Consider the following 16,558-nt stretch of genomic DNA (forward strand, 5'->3'; position numbering starts at 1 on the left):
TGCCGCGGCAGTAGGACAGAGATAGAAAGAAGAGACCGCGGCGGCGGTCTCTTCTTTTGCATTTATGTGTACGGGGGGGATAGCGCCGGGCGGGGGCGGCGCCAAGGCGGTCGGGGCGGTGGCGCTGGGGATGCGGGGGTGGCCCCACACTGGCCGGGGCGCTACAGCCGGTCGCTGCGGCGCTTGTGGTGAAAGGCGAAGATGGCGGCAGCCAGCACCGCCACCGCCCAGCAGAGCACCACCGCCAGGTGGGGCCAGATGGCGGCGTAATCGCCCCGCAGCGCGGCGCGGCCCATGTCGACGGCGTGGGCGAACGGCAGCAGATAGGCCGCGCTCTTAAACCAGCCGCCCACCAGGTCCAGATCGAACCAGGTGCCGCTGAGCCAAGCCGAGAGGTTGGTGAGCAGCGCGCCGCACACCCCGCCCACCTGTTTGTCGGTCAGCAAGCTGCCGCACAGCAGGCCGATGCCGATGAACAGCAGGCAGCAGGGCAGCATGAGCAGCAGCAATATGAGCAGCCGCGGGCTGAGAGACAGCCCCAGCGGCACCGACGCCGCCAGGCAGACGGCACACTGTACCAGGGCCATGGGCACCAGCGGCAGCGTGTAGCCGCCGATAAAAGAGGAAGCCGAAAGCGGCGAGGCCAGCAGCCGCACCAGGAAGGAACTGCTGCGGTCTTTGGCGATGAGCGTGCCGGAAAACAGAGCCACGAACGACAGGCCAAACACCGCGATGCCCGGCGCCAGCTGCTCGATGGCAAACAGCTCTACCGGCACGTTGGCCTGAATGGCCGAGAGCAAAAACAGCACCACTAGCGGAAAGCCCAGGCCAAAGGCCAGATTTAGCGGATCGCGGAGCATCTCTTTGGTGTTGCGCGCGGCAAAGGCGTTCAAATCGCCACCTCCTCAGGTGCGGCCAGGGCCACAAAGGCGTCCTCAAAGCGGGTGGTACCGGTCTGGGCCATCAGCTGGTCGGGGGTGCCCACCGCCGTGAGACGGCCGCCGGCCATGATGCCGATGCGGTCGGAGAGAGTTTGCGCCTCCTCCATGTAGTGGGTGGTGAGCACCACCGTGACGCTGCCCTTGAGCGACTGGATGAGCGCCCACAGCCGGCGGCGGGCCAGCACGTCGAGGCCCAGGGTGGGCTCGTCTAAAAAGAGGATCTGCGGGCCGGAGATGAGCGCCATACCGATGCTCAGCCGCCGCTGCATGCCGCCCGAGAGCGTTTTGGCGCGGCTTTTTTGCACCGGCTGCAGCGACAGGCGGCAGAGGATGTCGCCGGTGCGCGCGGCGGCCTGCGCGCTGTCGGCGCCGTAGATACGGGCCATCATCTGCAGGTTCTCGGCCACCGTCAGGTTGGGGGCCACAGCGGTCTCCTGCGGGGAGAGGCCCAGCTTTTGTTTGGCGCGCTGAGGGTGCTCGACGATGCTGTCGCCCAGCAGCCAGGCATTGCCGCCGGTGGGTGCGGTGAGCCCGCAGAGCATTTTGATGGTGGTGGTCTTGCCGGCGCCGTTGACCCCCAGCAGCGAGAACAGCTCGCCGGGAAAAACGGTGAGCGACAGCCGGTCTACGGCCAGCGCCTGCCGGTAGCGCTTGGTGAGCGCGGCGGTCTTTATAGCCTCCATATCACGCCTCCTCGGGTGGGGACTGCTGGGCCTCGAAGATGGCGCCGGCAAAATTGAGATAGTCCTCGTTGCGGACGATGGCGATGCCCTGCTCTACGTCGGCCAGCAGGAGCAGCGTGTCGCCGGGCTTTATGTCAAACAGCTCGCGGGCGCCTTTGGGGATGACGATCTGCCCCTTTTCGCCCACCTTGACGGTGGAGATGAATTTGCCTTTGGGGACCTGGATACCCATGTAGATACCTCCTCTGCACAATAAAATAGGTCATACAAAGTAAGAAAAGTATAACTTGTATAACTAATTATACGACAGTGGCGGCGGATGTCAAGCGGTGGGGGCAGGTTTGTGACCGGGCGCCGCCGATGGGAGAGTAAAGACGGCACCGGCGGGGAAACGTGTTACCGGGGCCATAATGTGCCGCACTGTGCGGTCAGGTGGTGGTATACTGCCGGTACCGGGTCAGTCTGGGGCCAGCATGGAGAGCCGGGCTGGGGCTTGATCTGGGGTGGGTGTGGGGCCGGAACTGGACTCCGTTTGGACTGGATCTGGTCGAGTTGGAGCCGGGTGTGGGCCAGGTTTGGGCCAGGTTTAGGCTGGGCTTGGGCAGGGTTTGGGCCGGTGCTGCGGGCCGAAAATGGCGGGGGCGGGGGTGGTACTGGCCGACCTTGGTACACGCAAAAAAATTTTGCCGGCGGGCGTGACCTTTGTGGGGGGCCAGCCGTCTAAATAGACAGGGCCGGCCGGTGACAGCCGCCGCCCGACCGCACACAGAAAATAAAACCGAGTAAACAGCACAGGAAAAAGAGGACGGCGATATGGCCTTTAGCGATCTTGCATTTTTATTTCTATTTTTGCCGGTGGTGCTGGCGGGCATCTACCTGCTGCCCAGACGGTACCAGGACGGGCTGCTGCTGGCAGCCAGCTTGATATTTTACGCGCTGGGGGTGCGGCAGCGGCCCTGGGCCATAGCACTGTTTTTGGGGCTGTGTTGGCTGTGCTGGTTTGGCGGCCGCCTGTTGGGGGCCGCCACCCGCTACCGCCGCCAGCTGTTGTGGATGGCCGTGGCGGTGCCGGTGGGCTGCCTGCTGGGCTTTAAATACGCCGGTATCTTTACCGGCACGGCGGTGTGGTTGCCGCTGGGCATGAGCTTTTACACCTTCTCGATGGTGGGGTATCTGTTCGACGTGTACCGGGGCAAGGTGGATGCCGAGCGCTCGCTGGGCCGCTTTTTTACCGCTCAGTGCATGTTTCCCAAGCTGATATCCGGCCCGCTGACGCCGTACGGGCAGATCGCCCCCCAGCTGGGGCGGCGGCGCCTGGACCTGCGTCAGCTGGACACCGGGCTGCGCACCTTTATTTTGGGACTGGGCATGAAGGTGCTGCTGGCCGACCGCATCGGCGGGCTGTGGCGTCAGTTGGGGGCCATTGGGTACCAGAGCATATCCGGCCCGCTGGCCTGGATGGGGCTGGTGGCCTTTTCGCTGCAGCTGTATTTTGACTTCCACGGCTACTCGACCATGGCGGTGGGGCTGGGGCAGATGCTGGGCCTGTCGCTGCCCCAAAACTTTGCGCACCCCTACGCGGCCAAGTCGATGACCGATTTTTGGCGGCGCTGGCACATCACCCTGAGCAGCTGGTTTCGCGACTACGTGTACATCCCGCTGGGGGGCAGCCGCCGGGGGCGGCCGCGGCAGATATGCAACCTGCTGGCGGTGTGGGTGCTCACCGGCATGTGGCACGGCTCGACGGTGAACTTTTTGCTGTGGGGACTGTTTTTGTTTTTGCTGCTGGCGGCCGAAAAGCTCTGGCTCTACGAGCGGCTGCAGCACAGCCGGGTGTGGGGCCACCTGTATATGGCGCTGTGTATCCCGCTGAGCTGGATGCTGTTTGCCATTCCTGATCTGGGCCAGCTGGGGGTATACGCGCAGCGGCTGTGGGGCGGTTTTTCGGCGGCGGCGCTGGCCGGCGGCGACTTTGTGCGCTACGGCGGCCAGTACGGCCTGCTGCTGGTGCTCGGGCTCATCCTGTGTATGCCGGGCCCGGCCCGGCTGTGGCGGCGGGTGCGGCACACGCCGCTGGCCACCGGCTTTTTGCTGGTGGTGTTTTGGGCCTGCTGTTACTGCCTGTCGGCGGGGCTCAACGACCCGTTTATGTATTTTAGCTTTTAGAAAAGAGGTCTATCGATGAGGCGATCATCCCCCCGAGCACTGCTGTGCTACCTGCTCATCTCGGCGGTGGCGGTGAACCTGGCCGGGCTGGTGCTGCAGAGGACCGTCTGCCGCGCCACCGGCCAGCTGCAGGATAAATTGCCGGTGGCGGTGCCGTTTTTGCTGCTGCAAGACCCCACCTTGTTGCAGGTGGGAAAGGCAGGCGAAAACGGCGGCCCCAAGGCCCCACCGCCGGGCGGCGCCGACAGCCAGGGCCCGGCCCAGCAGGAGGGCGGCACCGGCAGCGACAGCACCCAGCTGCAGCCGGCACCCAGCCCGTTTCACCAGGTGGAGCCCAGCTATTTTGACGACGCGCTGTTTATCGGCGACTCGCGCACCGAGGGGCTTTGGGAGTACGGGCGGCTGGGGGCGGCCGACTACTTTTGCGGCTCGGGCATGACGGTGTTCAATGTGTTTGAGCAGCAGAGCTACGTGGACAGCGCCGGCGGCCGCACCGACCTGTTGAGCCTGCTGGCGGCGCGGACATACGGCAAGGTGTACCTGATGCTGGGCATCAACGAGCTGGGGTACGACTTTGACCGGCTGATGGAGCGCTATCAGGCGCTGCTGGGCGAGGTGCGGCGGCTGCAGCCGTCGGCCAAGGTGTTTTTGTGCGGCAACTTACATGTGAGCCGCGAAAAGGTGCAGCGGGTGCAGTGGCTGCACCCGGGCAACATCGAGAACCTGAACGTCCATATCGCCGCGCTGGCCGACGGGCAGCAGGTGTTTTATTTAGACGTAAACCCCGAGTTTTGCGACGGTGAGGGCTATTTGCGGCCCGAGCTGACCGGCGACGGCACCCACCCATTTGCCGCCATCTACCAGGTGTGGGCCCAGTGGCTGTGTAAAAACGGCGTGTAGCGCTGTGACTGACGGCACCGAAATAACGACATCAAAAGAGGCGCTGGCCCCGACGGGTCAGGCGCCTTTTTTGGCGCCTGTGCGCTGACAAAATTTACAGAATGCCCGAAATTTGGCGACAAACGGCACTGTACAAACTGCCCGCCGGTGGAGTATACTAAATAGACATAAGGGCCGCTGCCGAGCGGCGGACCACACGCGGCAAAATACAGAAAAAAGCGCGCGAGAAATGAGGGATAAGCATGAGTTTGCAGGATACACCCCGGGCCAACCGGCTGCACATCGGCATTTTTGGCCGCCGCAACGCCGGCAAGTCCTCACTGCTCAACGCCATAACCGGGCAGCAGCACGCTATCGTCTCGGAGGTGGCGGGCACCACCGCCGACGCGGTGTACAAATCGATGGAGATACACGGGCTGGGGCCCTGCGTGCTCATCGATACCGCCGGTTTCGACGATGAGGGAGAGCTGGGCCAGCTGCGGGTACAGGAGACCGAGAAGGCCGCCTTAAAGACCGACGTGGCGCTGCTGGTATTTGCCCCCGGGCAGGACCTGGCGCTGGAAAAGGCGTGGCTGGAAAAGCTGCTGGGGCACGGCATCCCGGTGATCCCGGTGCTCAACAAGGCCGATATCGCCATGGGCGGCCCCGCCCAAGAGGCGGCCCGGGCCAAAAAAGAGCTGGGCCTGTCGCCGGTGCTGGTGAGCGCCGGCACCGGGGCGGGCATCTCGCAGCTGCGCCAGCAGATCATTCGCGTGCTGCCCGAGGACTACGAGCAGCCCAGCATCACCGGTGAGCTGGTGGAGCCCGGCGACCGGGTACTGCTGGTGATGCCCCAGGATATCCAGGCACCCAAGGGGCGGCTGATACTGCCCCAGGTACAGGTGACCCGCGACCTGCTGGACCGGGGCTGCGTGATCGTGAGCGCCACCGCAGACCTGTTGGATGCGGCGCTGGCGGCGATGGCCGCCCCGCCGGACCTGATCATCACCGACTCGCAGGTGTTTCCGCTGGTGTACCAGAAAAAGCCGCCCGAGAGCCGGCTGACCTCGTTCTCGGTGCTGATGGCCGGCTACAAAGGGGATATAAACACCTTTGTTGAGGGGGCGGCCGCCATTGAGGCGCTGACGGAGAAGAGCCGGGTACTCATTGCCGAGGCCTGCGCCCACGCCCCGCTGGCCGAGGATATCGGCCGCGAAAAGCTGCCCCGCATGTTGCGGCAAAAGGCGGGCCAGGGGCTGGCGGTAGACTTTGTGCGCGGGGGCGACTTCCCCGAAGACCTGACCGGCTACGATCTGGTGCTGCACTGCGGCGCCTGTATGTTCAATCGGCGGCTGGTGCTGGAGCGCATCCGCCAGGCGAGAGAGCAAAAAGTGCCCATCACCAATTACGGGGTGGCGCTGGCGGCGCTGGCCGGTATTTTGGATAAGATCTGCTACTGACCGGCGCGCGGCCCACCGGCTGCACGGCGCCGACGAAAAAGAGAGAGGACCGTTGCCCGCCGGGGCCGGTCCTCTCTCTTTTTTATGGTGGTGCGGGCGGCGCTGCCGGTCCTGTGGGGGGCAGAGCACCGCTTAGGTGCGCCGGATGCCGCCGCCTTTCGCGGTAAAAAATACCGTGTTGGGGGAAAGCCCCCCTCCCGACCGGGTAGCGGTGGCCGCCGCCGGGGAGATGCGCCCGGCGGCGCTAGCCCAGCTCGCCGGCGCGAAACAGCTCGATGAGCCGGTTGCCGATAGAGATGTCGGAGGTGCTGGGGGGAATATCGGCGCGGGCAAACCAGCGGGCGTCGGTGAGCTCCTCCTCCTGCAGGGTGATCACATCAGGCCCGTCGAGGTGGGCGACGAAACCGACCATCTCGGTCTCGGAGAAGGGCCAGGGCTGGCTGCCGATATAGCGGATGTCTTTGACGGAGAGGCCCACCTCTTCTCTGGCCTCGCGGGCGACGGTCTGTTCGAATGTCTCGCCGAACTCGACAAATCCGGCCACCAGCGCCCAGTTTGGATAGCTGCTGCGGTCGTTTTTGACCATCAGCAGACGGTCGCCGTCGGTGATGGCGGTGATGACGGCGGGGGAGATCTTGGGGTACTCTACCTGGTGGCAGTTGGGGCACACCATACAGCGCTCCCAATCGCCGCCGCGCATGGGGCTGCCACAGCTGCCGCAAAAGCGGTGGCTGTGCTTCCACCGGTACAGCTGGCCGGCGGTGATGCCGGCAAAGGCCAGGTGCCCCGGCTGCAGGGTGCGAAACTGCAGGGTGGAGCAGGCGCTCAGCGAACCGCTGTACACACCGGGCTTGGCGAGGAGGTAGACGCCCTGATCGTCGATATCGAACAGATGGTCGGCCCCCTGCGCGGCGACGGGGGAAAAGTCGGCGAAGGTGGGCAGGGTGAGCCCGTTTTCGCCGGACTTGAGCAGCACCTGGTCGGGGGCGGGGAAAAACAGCGCAATGTCGCCGGGGACGGGGTCGCGGCGCACAAAGTCGTTGCAGAAGACGTGGGGGTAGATATCCTGGAGCATGAAGAAGGCCTCTTTTCCTGTAACAGTTTTAAAAAGCCCGCGCGGGGCCGGTACGGTATCGGCGGCAAAGAGAATACCGCTGCCTGCAGGCAGGGCTCGGGCCTGAGCGCGCGGCGGGGCGCGGACAGACGGCTTACAGCGGCGGCTGGGCCATGGCCAGCGTGTCGCCGGTGGGGCGGGCGGTGAGCTCGACCCAGGCGGGGCCAAAACCGGCCCGCAGCGCATTTTTTACCGAGGGGATGTTGGACCAGGCGGCGCAGTAAAAAGGTACCTTGCCGCGGGACAGGATCTCCTGCGACAGCAGGTGGGTCAGCGCGGCGGCGACACCTCTTCGCCGGTAGCCGGGCTGCACGTCGATGCCGATCTGCCACATCGTGTCGCAGTCGGCCGAGCAGCCGGCAAGACCGATGAGATGGGGGCCGTCATAGGCGCCGACGGCCAGCACGTCGAGCTCCCGCCTGGCGTCGCACAGCGCGTTGGGCCAGCGGCCGCCGTGCAGCGGCGCCAACTGCGCGGCTGTCAGCAGCCGCACCGGGTAGGGGCACCCGGCCGGGGCTGAGGCCGAGAGCTGCGGCAAAAAGTATGCGGCCATAAAACAGGGCAGCTGGCCGCGGGGCGCCAGCAATTGGGTGAGCCGGTGCAGCTGCGGCGTCTCGAAGCAGTGCTCGGGCGGGCAGCTGTTTATGTACTGGCGCACCGGCTGCTCTACCGCCGGGTCGACCGAGGCGACGATGCCGCCGCCGTAAGAGACCAGCTGGCAGTAAAAGGGCAGCTGCAGGTAGCGCCGCGCCCGGGGATGGGGCCGGGAGCGCACCACCGTGTTTTGCCCGCTGACAAGGTCCTCCGGGCGGCAGCCCAGTTCAGTGGCCGACTGGCACAAAGCCGTGTTGAGCAGCTCCTGTTGGGTCACAGAAATACCTCCCCTAAAAGCTGGTGGGCGGGCGTATACACCTATTGTAGCACGAAACCGGTGGGGAATAAAGTGGCGCCGACGGGCACTTGTAAGGCGGCGGGTTTTGCAGTAAACTGAAGGGGTTATAAATGATAAGACGAGGGAGGTGGCGCGAATTGAAGATCATCGACGCGCACATGCACGACTATCAAAACAGCCCCTATTTTGACCAGATCGCCCGCGACGCGGGACACGAGAACTCGGAAGAACACCTGTGGCAGGTATACCGGCAGCTGGGCATTGTCGGCGGGGTGGTGATGGGCAACGGCGGGCTGTCGCTGCAGGAGCACTGCTACCCCGACTTTTTGCACTACTGCATCGGCCTGGACAGCAGCTGCTTTGCCGACGGCCGCCTGCCCGACTGCGCCGACCTGGTAGAGGCGCATCTGCAGCGCCAAAACTGTGTAGGCATCAAGTTGTACCCGGGCTACAGCTACTACTATGTGTTCGACAAGGTGTACGACCCGTTTTACAGGTTGGCCCAGAAGTACCAAAAGCCGGTGGCCATCCACACCGGCGACACCTCGATGGAGACGGCTATTTTAAAGTACGCCCACCCGTTGACTTTAGACGAGGCGGCGGTGCGCTGGCCCAAGGTGCAGTTTGTGATGTGCCACTTTGGCAACCCCTGGCTGACCGACGCGGCCGAGGTGGTGGCCAAAAACCCCAACGTGGCGGCCGATCTCTCGGGCTGGGCGGTGGGGCGCTTTTCGCTGGGCGATTTTGCCGACCAGTACAGCGGCTACCTGCAGCAGCTGCGCACCTGGACGGGGTATGTGGGCGACTACAGCCAGCTGATGTTCGGCACCGACTGGCCGCTGGTGAACCTGTCGGATTACATCGATCTCATCCGCTACCTCATTCCCGAGCGGGCGCAGGAACAGGTGTTTTTTGAAAATGCCAACCGCATCTGGGCACTGGGGCTGTAGAGCGGCGGCACAGGACCCGGGCGGGCGAAAAAAGTGGGCGGCGCGATAGAGAGCGCCGCCCACTTTTTTGCCGTTGGCCGTCAGGTGATCTTAAACCGTTTCCAGCGGCCGGAACGGTAGCGCCACACCACGAACAGGCAGGCGATGACCCAGGCCGGCGGCATGCTGACGTAATAGCAGCGAAAACCCACGGCGGTGCCGGCCAGCGCAAAGGAGAGCGCCAGCCGGATGCCCAGGCTGATAAATCCCGATGCGGCGGGGACCTTTACGTCGCCGGCGCCCTGCAAAAAGCCGCAGGTGATGGTGGAGATGGTACTGACCCAGATAAAGAGCATGAGCAAATCGAGGTGTTCTTTGCCCCGCAGCAGAGCCTGGCCGCTGATGCCGAACATGCAGAGCAGTCTGCGGTCGAGCAGGATGATGAGCACCGCCAGTACCGCACTGATGCAAACGCCCATCTGCACGGTGACGCGATAGCCCTTTTTGGCCCGATCGACCTGACCGGCACCGATATTTTGCCCCACAAAGCTGGCCATGGCGGCACTAAAGCTCTCGGAGGGAATATGGGCCAGCTGTTCGATGCGCTGCAGGGCCGAGAAGCCCTCGATGCTGGCGGTACCGAAGGAGTTGACCAGCCGCTGCAACACGATAAAGCCCATCGAGCTGACCATGCCCTGAAACATGATGGGCACGCTCAGGCGGGTGAGCTGCCACGACCGCCGCCGCCAGCTGCGCAAAAAAAGCCGGCCGGGCAGCAGGTCGGGGAACAGGCGGCGCAGGTAGAGGATGCTGGCGACAGCCGAACCGGCCTGCGAGATGACGGTGGCCGCTGCCGCCCCCACCACCCCCCAGTGCAGAGCGATGACGAACAGGCAGTCGAGCGCGACGTTGAGCACGGCCGAGATGAGCAAAAACAGCAGCGCCCCTTTGGAGTTGCCATAGGCCCGCAGCGCCCCGTAGGTGACGTTATACAGCAGCTGAAAGATGAGCCCGCCGCAGTAGACCAGGTAGTAACCCAAGCTGTTTTGCCGCATGGCCGCCGGCGTTTTCATAAAGCCCCAGATGAGCGGCTTGGCGGTGAGCGCACAGAGCAGCGTAACGGCGATACCGGCGGCTGCGGCCAGCAGATAGGCGGCGGTGATGACTTCGCGCATCTCGCGCTGGCGGCGGGCGCCAAAATACTGGGAGATAGCAATACAGGTGCCCGAGCCCAGACCGGTGCCCACCGCGCCCAACAGCCAGGCCATAGGGGCGGTGAGCCCCACTGCCCCCAGCGCTGACGAGCTGACGAAGTTGCCCACGATGATGCTGTCGACCAGATTGTAGAGCACCTGCAGCAAGCTGGCCCCCATAATGGGCAGCGAGAACAGCAGGATGGTCCTGCGCGCGGGGCCGGTGGTCATATCGCTGTGCATACGCGTCTCCCCTTTTTTACGAGAGATCTCCCGTTTCTATAGGTGTTTCTGTACACATTGTACGCGGTTACGGCGGAGTTGTCAATTGCTAACTGCATGCGGGAGCGGCGTGCAGCCGACGAAGGAGGAGCTGCGCGGCTGGGGGCGAGGTGAAGCTCTCTGTTGGTGCCTGGTGGGGGCTGTCGGGCCGGTGAAACGGGTGTAACGAGCCTGGGGCGGGACAGCGAGTATGGCCCGGCACCGGCAGATGCCCGGCGACAGCAAGCTGACAGTCGCCGACGATGCGCGATAGGTCGGCCTGCTGGCGGCCGCGCGCTGATGTGTGGCTGGTGTGCGGCCGGGTCTTGAGCGCAGCTGCACGGTAGGAGCAGCGGTGGCCGGGCCTTTTTGTAAGAGGAACGCCGGTGTACCCACTGTAGACGAAAAGGCGGGTCCTGTGATAAAATAGAGCAAAAGGTGTAGATTTATAGGATAAAGGAGGGGTCGTGGTGAACAAGATACAGGTCTATCACAGCTCCGACACCAACATTTTGGTGTGGGATATGCTGGTGAGCGTGCTGGTGCTCACCTTGGCGCTGTCGTAGTTCACTGCGCTGCACACCGCTTTTTGCCTGCTCATCGCCATCGGTATCACGGTGGTCATCGTGGCCGTGTGGCACACGCGGGTGGGGTTTTGGCTGGTGTCGGCGGTGTTCAGCGCCTTTTGGGGCGGCTTGGCTTACGGCATCACCGCCCTGTTTACCGAGGACGCGATCTGGCAGTGGATGGTGTTTGGACTGGCGGTGCTGGTGGCGCTGGGCAGCCACCTGTTGGCCCGGCGTTACACCCAGAATATCGAGGAGGTATAGCGGGCCCCGGGCGCCAGACCTCACCGGCCCGGTGCCGGCAGAGAGAAAAACAGAGGACTACACAGCCGATCGGCTGCGCGGTCCTCTGTTTGATTTTGCCTGTTGTGCCCCGAGCAGCGCTTGGCACCGGCACCGCCGGAGCCGTTTGCGGGTCATTTGGGTCCCAGAACGCCGCACCGATCACTGGAAAGCTGCCGCCAGTAATCAGAGTTTGGCGGCGATACCGGCGGACGGCTGTCGGGGCAAAAGCCCTGCCGGCAGTGTACAGGCGCTGCCCAAAACAGCGTTAGACCGGCCGTCTTATTGGTGCAGGCGGGTAAAGATACCAGCTGCCGAAAACGCACCTCACCGATGGATAGCGAGGACCGGCGCGCCGTCGCGATACCGGCCGCCCATCATCGCACCGCCACGGCAGCGGCAGCACGTGGCACAGCGGCAATGAGCGCGGCAGCGGCCAAGCTGACGGAGGTCTGGCCGCTGCCGTTTACACCATACAGCAGATATGCTGCTGTAAACGGGGGCGAAAACAGCGGCGGCTCCCGCCAGACAGGTCCGGGTGATACCGCCGGGCCGGTGGCGCACAAACGCATCTCCTGGGCGGCAGCGGGGCAGATCGGTGCTGCCGGGCTACTGTTCGGGCGGGCTCTCGGGGGTGCTACCGGGGGCGGAGGCCGCCCCATGCTCGGCCCGCGTGGCAGCCGGCTGGTGGGCGCTGTGCCACTGGGCGATCTGCTCCATGCGCTGTGCTACCTTTTTTTCGCTGCCCTGGTCGGTGGGGCGGTAGTACTGCCGCCCCTGCAGGTCGTCGGGCAGGCACTGCATGTCGGTGAGCTTGTCGGCGCTGTCGTGGGCGTACTGGTAGCCGGCGCCGTAGCCCAGGTCTTTCATTAGGCCGGTGGGGGCGTTGCGTATCTGCAGCGGTACCGGCTGCGCCAGCCGCTGCAGCGCGTCTTTTTTGGCCGACTCGTAGGCCGTATACAGGGCGTTTGACTTGGGTGCCAGCGACAGATAGGTCACCGCATGGGTCAGGTGGACGCTGCACTCGGGCATGCCGATAAAGTGGCAGGCCTGGTAGGCGGCCACCGTGACTTCCAGCGCGCGGCTGTCGGCCATACCCACATCCTCGCTGGCAAAGCGCACCAGCCGCCGGGCCACGTACAGCGGGTCCTCGCCGGCCTCCAGCATGCGGGCCAGCCAGTACACCGCGGCCTGTACGTCGCTGTTGCGCATCGACTTGTGCAGGGCCGAGATGAGGTTGTAGTGCTCCTCGCCGTTTTTGTCGTACAGCAGCGACTTTTTGCCGATACATTGGCCCAGGCTCTGCGGGGTGACGACCGTTTTATCCTGGGTGCGCTGGCCGTTGAGCACCGCCATCTCCAATGTGTTGAGGGCCACCCGCGCATCGCCGTTTGCAAACTGGGCGATGGCGGAGATGCAGTCGTCGCCGATCTCGATCTTCTGGCGGCCAAAGCCCCGCTCGTCGGCCAGCGCCCGGTGCAGCAGGCCGGATAGATCTTCGGCAGTCAGCGGCTCGAGCACGAACACTTTGCACCGCGACAGCAGCGCGGCGTTTATCTCGAACGACGGGTTTTCGGTGGTGGCGCCGATGAGGATGATGCTCCCCTTTTCTACAAATGGCAAAAAAGCGTCTTGCTGGGCCTTGTTGAAGCGGTGTATCTCGTCGACGAAGAGGATGGTCTTTTCGCCCATGCGGCGGCTCTGCTCGGCGCTCTGCATGACGGTGCGGATCTCTTTGATGCCGCTGGTCACGGCGCTGAAGTCGACGAACTCGGCCTGGGTGCGGGCGGCGATGATGCGCGCCAGCGTGGTCTTGCCCACCCCCGGCGGGCCCCAGAAGATCATGGAGCACACCTGGTCGCGCTCGATGAGCTGCCGCAGCACCTTGCCCGGCCCCAGCAGCTGCCTTTGGCCCAGGTACTCGTCGAGGTCGCGCGGGCGCAGCTTGCTGGCCAGCGGGTCGTGCAGCTGGCGGTCGTCAAACAGAGACTGCTGAGACATGAAATTCACCCCTTAAAAAATAAACATCTGTTTTTATTGTAGGGCTGTCGGCGCCGCCCGTCAAGCAGCTGCGCTCAAATAAAAAGGCGCCCGGCCCAGCAGGGTCGGGCGCCGGTAGCGCGCCTTTGGGTATTAGACCACGGCGATCTCGTCCTGCCCGGTGACCGGCAGGCCCTGCGCCTTTTGTAGACAGGCCTGGTATTGGCCCATGGGCATGGGGCGGGCGCAGTAGTAGCCCTGGATGTAGTCGGCCTGCATGGTGTGCAGCAGGTCGTACTGGTCTTTTTGCTCGACCCCCTCTACAACGACTGCCAGCCCCAGCGAGCGAAACAGGGCCAAGCTGTTTTTGAGGATGAGCCGGGTCTTTTCGTCGTCGACCAGGTGGTCGACCATGCTCTTATCGATCTTCACCGCGTCGATGGGCATGGTACAGACCGACCCCACCGACGAGAAGCCGGAGCCGAAGTCGTCCATGAGGATCTGCACCCCGTGGCGGCGAAAGCGGCCCAGGCTCTGGGCCAGAATGTCGCGGTTTTCAAAGAGGGCCGTCTCGGTCAGCTCGATCTGGATCAGGTCGTGGGGGAGGTGATAGCGGTCGATCACCGCCAGATAGCGGTCGACAAAGTCGAGCCGGTACAGGTGCAGCTGCGAGGCGTTGACCGAGATGGGGCCGGGCTGCAGCCCGGCGTCGAGCCAGCGGCGCATCTGCCGGCACACCGCGGCGAACACTCGGCGGTCGAGGTCGATGATGCCGCCGTTTTGCTCTAAAACGGGGATGAACGCGCCGGGCGAGATCCACCCATTTTGCGACGAGTGCCAGCGCACCAGCGCCTCGGCCCCGTGAAAACTGCCGGCCTGCAGGTCGTATTTGGGCTGAAAGTACAGCTGCAGCTGGCCGCTCTCCAGCGCCCCGTCAAAGTGGTTGGCGAGCTCCTGCTGCCGCACCAGCTGCCGGCGCAGTGCGCCGTCGTACAGGCCGCAGGGCTGGCTGGCGTTTTGGCGGCTGTGGTCCATGGCCAGCTTGGCCCGGTCGATCATCCCCTCGAGGGTGAGCGTACGGTCCTGCACGGGGTACACGCCCGCCCGCAGCCGCACCTGGTAGATGAGATCGCCGTCGCGCTTGTCGGCCCGGGCCTGCACCTTGTGCAGCAGCTCGGTCACCCGGTTTTGCAGCAGCTGTACATCGCGGCAGTGCAGCAGCAAAACAAATAGGTCGGCCTGCATGCGGGCGGCATACTCGCCCCCGGCAATGTTTTCGCCGATGCACTCGGCCACGGTGCGCAGCACGGCGTTGCCCTCGTCGTAGCCGTAGAGGTCGTTTATATACTGGAACTTTTTCACGTTGAGGCACACCAGCGCATAGGGGGTGCGGTCTTTGCCGCCAAACAGCGCCGCGGCGTCGAGACGAAACTTGGCAAACGAGCCCTGACCGGTGACCTCGTCGACCATCACCAGCTGTTCCACCCGGTCGCGGTAACCGCGGTACATGGCGACGATGCGCCAGATGAGGTAGCAAAACAGCAGCACGCTGCCCAAAAGCAGCAGGTAAGTGGGCACCAGTGTGCCGTTTATCGACTTGTCGATCACCTCGGAGGGGACCACGCTGAGCAGATACCAGTCGCCCACCTCCAGCGGCTGGTAGTACAGGTAGCGCTGGGTGCCGTCCTCCCGGTCAAACAGCATCACCCCCTGCTCGCCGTTTTGCACCGCCTCCTGCAGCCGCTGTACCTTCTCCTCGTTTTGCCGGGAATAGGCGGCGGTGGCGCTGTAAAAGTTGCTGAACTGCTGGCTGAGAAGGTTGGTAGAGCCGCTGATGCAGTCGCCGTTTTGACGGATGATGTAGGAGTAGCCGGCCCCCTTAAAAGAGGAGACCGACAGCAGATTTTTATAGTACTGAGTAGAGTAGGTGCCAAACAGCACGCAGCGACTGCCGTCGGCAAAGGTGAGCGGTGTGCTGTACACGGTGACGCTCTCGCCGTCGACCAGGTCGCGCACGGTGTTGGTGACCGAGGTCTGCCCCTCCATGGCGCTGGCAAAGCGGGCGTAGCCCTCGTCGTCGAGCACCACATCTTTATGGTCGGTCGAATAGGAGGTGTGGTCGGGCAGCACGATGCCCATGCGCTTAAAGTTGTTCTCTTTATCCACCGGGATGAGTTTTTGCAAAAGTGTGGGCGGGTCGAGCGTCTCCTCCTGCCCCAGCAGCACGGCCAGATTTATCAGCAGCGTCTTGTTGCGGGAGATCTCTTTTTGCATCACTTCCACGCTCTGGCTGGAGATCTCGGACAGCGTGGTGAGCACCCGCTCGCGGGAGTCTTTTTGCACCTGAAACGAAAAAAAGGCAGCAAAAAGAACGACGATCAGCACCGTGAGACCGACGTCGAAGTATATTTTTTTAACGCTTTTCGTGCGGGGCTGCATAGAGGCACCGTCCTGTACGGCCAGCGGCACTGTTTGGGCAGTGAGTGCTTTTGTGCACACCAGCATATAGTCTGTTTAAAAACAGTATAGCATCAGTGCCGCCAAAAGTCGACTGTTTTTGTGCGGTGTACAGCGCCCCGGCACTGCGACCAGTCGCAGTGCCGCCCGCGGCGTTTGCAGCAGCACACGGCGGCTCGCCCCGCGGCCCCTGTATGCCGGTTGCGAGCAGAGACCGAGCGCCGGCTCGGCCGCCCGGCACACACAAAAAGCCCCCACCGTGCGGTAGGGGCTTTTTGCATAAAAACAGAAAATAGGAAAATAGAATACCCACAGTGTAAAATGAACAGTATAAAACACTGTGCGCAGGTCTTTTAGCAACTCCAGTATAGTACAGCCGGCAGCCTGTTGTAAATATCCAAACGACACGTATTTTCTGTAAAATTTTTAGGTATATCGCTGGTTATAAATCGTCGGCGTCCTGGACCGGGCGCTCGTTGGGGTCGGCGGGAACGCCGGTGTACGAGCCCTGGGGATCGGTGACGATGTGGTCGTCAAAGTTGGCGATCGTATCCGGGCCCAACTGGCCGGCCCGCGGCGACTTTTTGCTGCGGCGGCTCTGGCCGCCCTGACGGTGACAGTTTTGCATGGTGTGCCTCCTCGCTGTGTGCGGCCGGGACAGGAGCCCGGCCTGTGGATATAAAAATTACCGGTGTTTTTAGTGTGCCCGCCGGCGCGAAAATATTGTGACCGCACCGGATTTTTGCCGGTGACAA

At 63.6% G+C, this 16,558-nt stretch carries 14 protein-coding genes; 5 read left to right on the forward strand and 9 right to left on the reverse strand.

Annotated features, from left to right (window positions below; genetic code table 11):
- Positions 1–161: 161 nt before the first annotated feature.
- The 3 genes from C6Y32_RS11835 to C6Y32_RS11845 are packed head-to-tail and all read right to left on the reverse strand — an operon-like array spanning position 162 to position 1,856.
- Entirely contained in the window at positions 162–893 is a 732-nt protein-coding gene (locus C6Y32_RS11835) for an ABC transporter permease (protein WP_243562726.1), read from the reverse strand.
- Positions 890–1,624, reverse strand: a complete 735-nt coding sequence (locus tag C6Y32_RS11840; protein ID WP_105205476.1) for an ABC transporter ATP-binding protein — start codon at positions 1,622–1,624, stop codon at positions 890–892. Before C6Y32_RS11840 ends, C6Y32_RS11835 begins: the two co-directional genes overlap by 4 nt.
- A gap of 1 nt (position 1,625) precedes the next feature.
- Positions 1,626–1,856, reverse strand: a complete 231-nt coding sequence (locus tag C6Y32_RS11845; protein WP_105205477.1) for an AbrB/MazE/SpoVT family DNA-binding domain-containing protein — start codon at positions 1,854–1,856, stop codon at positions 1,626–1,628.
- A 581-nt stretch (positions 1,857–2,437) separates the two neighbouring features.
- On the opposite strand from C6Y32_RS11845, the gene C6Y32_RS11850 reads away from it, so the two are divergent.
- From C6Y32_RS11850 to hydF, 3 genes are all read left to right on the forward strand, one after another.
- Positions 2,438–3,790: an MBOAT family O-acyltransferase gene (locus C6Y32_RS11850; protein WP_105205478.1), complete on the forward strand. Its 1,353-nt coding sequence runs from the start codon at positions 2,438–2,440 to the stop codon at positions 3,788–3,790.
- A gap of 15 nt (positions 3,791–3,805) precedes the next feature.
- Positions 3,806–4,690, forward strand: a complete 885-nt coding sequence (locus tag C6Y32_RS11855; RefSeq protein WP_105205479.1) for a GDSL-type esterase/lipase family protein — start codon at positions 3,806–3,808, stop codon at positions 4,688–4,690.
- 242 nt (positions 4,691–4,932) lie between these two features.
- Positions 4,933–6,129 carry a [FeFe] hydrogenase H-cluster maturation GTPase HydF gene (hydF, locus tag C6Y32_RS11860; RefSeq protein WP_105205480.1) on the forward strand — a complete coding sequence of 399 codons (1,197 nt, stop codon included), beginning with the start codon at positions 4,933–4,935 and terminating at the stop codon, positions 6,127–6,129.
- A 244-nt stretch (positions 6,130–6,373) separates the two neighbouring features.
- Here hydF and nudC read toward each other — a convergent pair whose 3' ends face one another.
- Positions 6,374–7,204, reverse strand: a complete 831-nt coding sequence (gene nudC / locus C6Y32_RS11865) for an NAD(+) diphosphatase (RefSeq protein WP_164998260.1) — start codon at positions 7,202–7,204, stop codon at positions 6,374–6,376.
- 133 nt (positions 7,205–7,337) lie between these two features.
- A complete protein-coding gene (locus C6Y32_RS11870; RefSeq protein WP_105205482.1) occupies positions 7,338–8,114 on the reverse strand; it encodes a GNAT family N-acetyltransferase in 777 nt (258 codons plus the stop codon).
- Positions 8,115–8,272: 158 nt separating this feature from the next.
- On the opposite strand from C6Y32_RS11870, the gene C6Y32_RS11875 reads away from it, so the two are divergent.
- A complete protein-coding gene (locus C6Y32_RS11875) occupies positions 8,273–9,085 on the forward strand; it encodes an amidohydrolase family protein (RefSeq protein ID WP_105205483.1) in 813 nt (270 codons plus the stop codon).
- Positions 9,086–9,165: 80 nt separating this feature from the next.
- Here the strand turns inward: C6Y32_RS11875 and C6Y32_RS11880 are convergent, their stop codons facing one another.
- Positions 9,166–10,500 (reverse strand): MATE family efflux transporter, encoded by a 1,335-nt coding sequence (locus tag C6Y32_RS11880; protein WP_105205484.1) that lies wholly within the window; start codon positions 10,498–10,500, stop codon positions 9,166–9,168.
- A gap of 644 nt (positions 10,501–11,144) precedes the next feature.
- On the opposite strand from C6Y32_RS11880, the gene C6Y32_RS11885 reads away from it, so the two are divergent.
- Entirely contained in the window at positions 11,145–11,348 is a 204-nt protein-coding gene (locus C6Y32_RS11885; protein ID WP_105205485.1) for a hypothetical protein, read from the forward strand.
- 627 nt (positions 11,349–11,975) lie between these two features.
- On the opposite strand, the gene C6Y32_RS11895 is transcribed toward C6Y32_RS11885, so the two are convergent.
- From C6Y32_RS11895 to C6Y32_RS11910, 3 genes are all read right to left on the reverse strand, one after another.
- Positions 11,976–13,367 carry a replication-associated recombination protein A gene (locus C6Y32_RS11895; protein ID WP_105205487.1) on the reverse strand — a complete coding sequence of 464 codons (1,392 nt, stop codon included), beginning with the start codon at positions 13,365–13,367 and terminating at the stop codon, positions 11,976–11,978.
- Positions 13,368–13,499: 132 nt separating this feature from the next.
- Positions 13,500–15,785 carry a bifunctional diguanylate cyclase/phosphodiesterase gene (locus C6Y32_RS11900; protein ID WP_164998261.1) on the reverse strand — a complete coding sequence of 762 codons (2,286 nt, stop codon included), beginning with the start codon at positions 15,783–15,785 and terminating at the stop codon, positions 13,500–13,502.
- Positions 15,786–16,245: 460 nt separating this feature from the next.
- A complete protein-coding gene (locus tag C6Y32_RS11910) occupies positions 16,246–16,431 on the reverse strand; it encodes a hypothetical protein (protein ID WP_105205490.1) in 186 nt (61 codons plus the stop codon).
- Positions 16,432–16,558: the final 127 nt, after the last annotated feature.

It is taken from the genome of Neobittarella massiliensis (ex Bilen et al. 2018), assembly GCF_900289145.1.
Taxonomy (GTDB): domain Bacteria; phylum Bacillota; class Clostridia; order Oscillospirales; family Ruminococcaceae; genus Neobittarella; species Neobittarella massiliensis.

Excerpts from the sequence above, each read along its gene's own strand:
- C6Y32_RS11840 (WP_105205476.1), bottom strand. The coding sequence starts at position 1,624 with ATGGAGGCTATAAAGACCGCCGCGCTCACCAAGCGCTACCGGCAGGCG.
- C6Y32_RS11845 (WP_105205477.1), bottom strand. The coding sequence starts at position 1,856 with ATGGGTATCCAGGTCCCCAAAGGCAAATTCATCTCCACCGTCAAGGTG.
- C6Y32_RS11850 (WP_105205478.1), top strand. The coding sequence starts at position 2,438 with ATGGCCTTTAGCGATCTTGCATTTTTATTTCTATTTTTGCCGGTGGTG.
- C6Y32_RS11855 (WP_105205479.1), top strand. The coding sequence starts at position 3,806 with ATGAGGCGATCATCCCCCCGAGCACTGCTGTGCTACCTGCTCATCTCG.
- hydF (WP_105205480.1), top strand. The coding sequence starts at position 4,933 with ATGAGTTTGCAGGATACACCCCGGGCCAACCGGCTGCACATCGGCATT.
- nudC (WP_164998260.1), bottom strand. The coding sequence starts at position 7,204 with ATGCTCCAGGATATCTACCCCCACGTCTTCTGCAACGACTTTGTGCGC.
- C6Y32_RS11880 (WP_105205484.1), bottom strand. The coding sequence starts at position 10,500 with ATGCACAGCGATATGACCACCGGCCCCGCGCGCAGGACCATCCTGCTG.
- C6Y32_RS11895 (WP_105205487.1), bottom strand. The coding sequence starts at position 13,367 with ATGTCTCAGCAGTCTCTGTTTGACGACCGCCAGCTGCACGACCCGCTG.
- C6Y32_RS11900 (WP_164998261.1), bottom strand. The coding sequence starts at position 15,785 with ATGCAGCCCCGCACGAAAAGCGTTAAAAAAATATACTTCGACGTCGGT.
- C6Y32_RS11910 (WP_105205490.1), bottom strand. The coding sequence starts at position 16,431 with ATGCAAAACTGTCACCGTCAGGGCGGCCAGAGCCGCCGCAGCAAAAAG.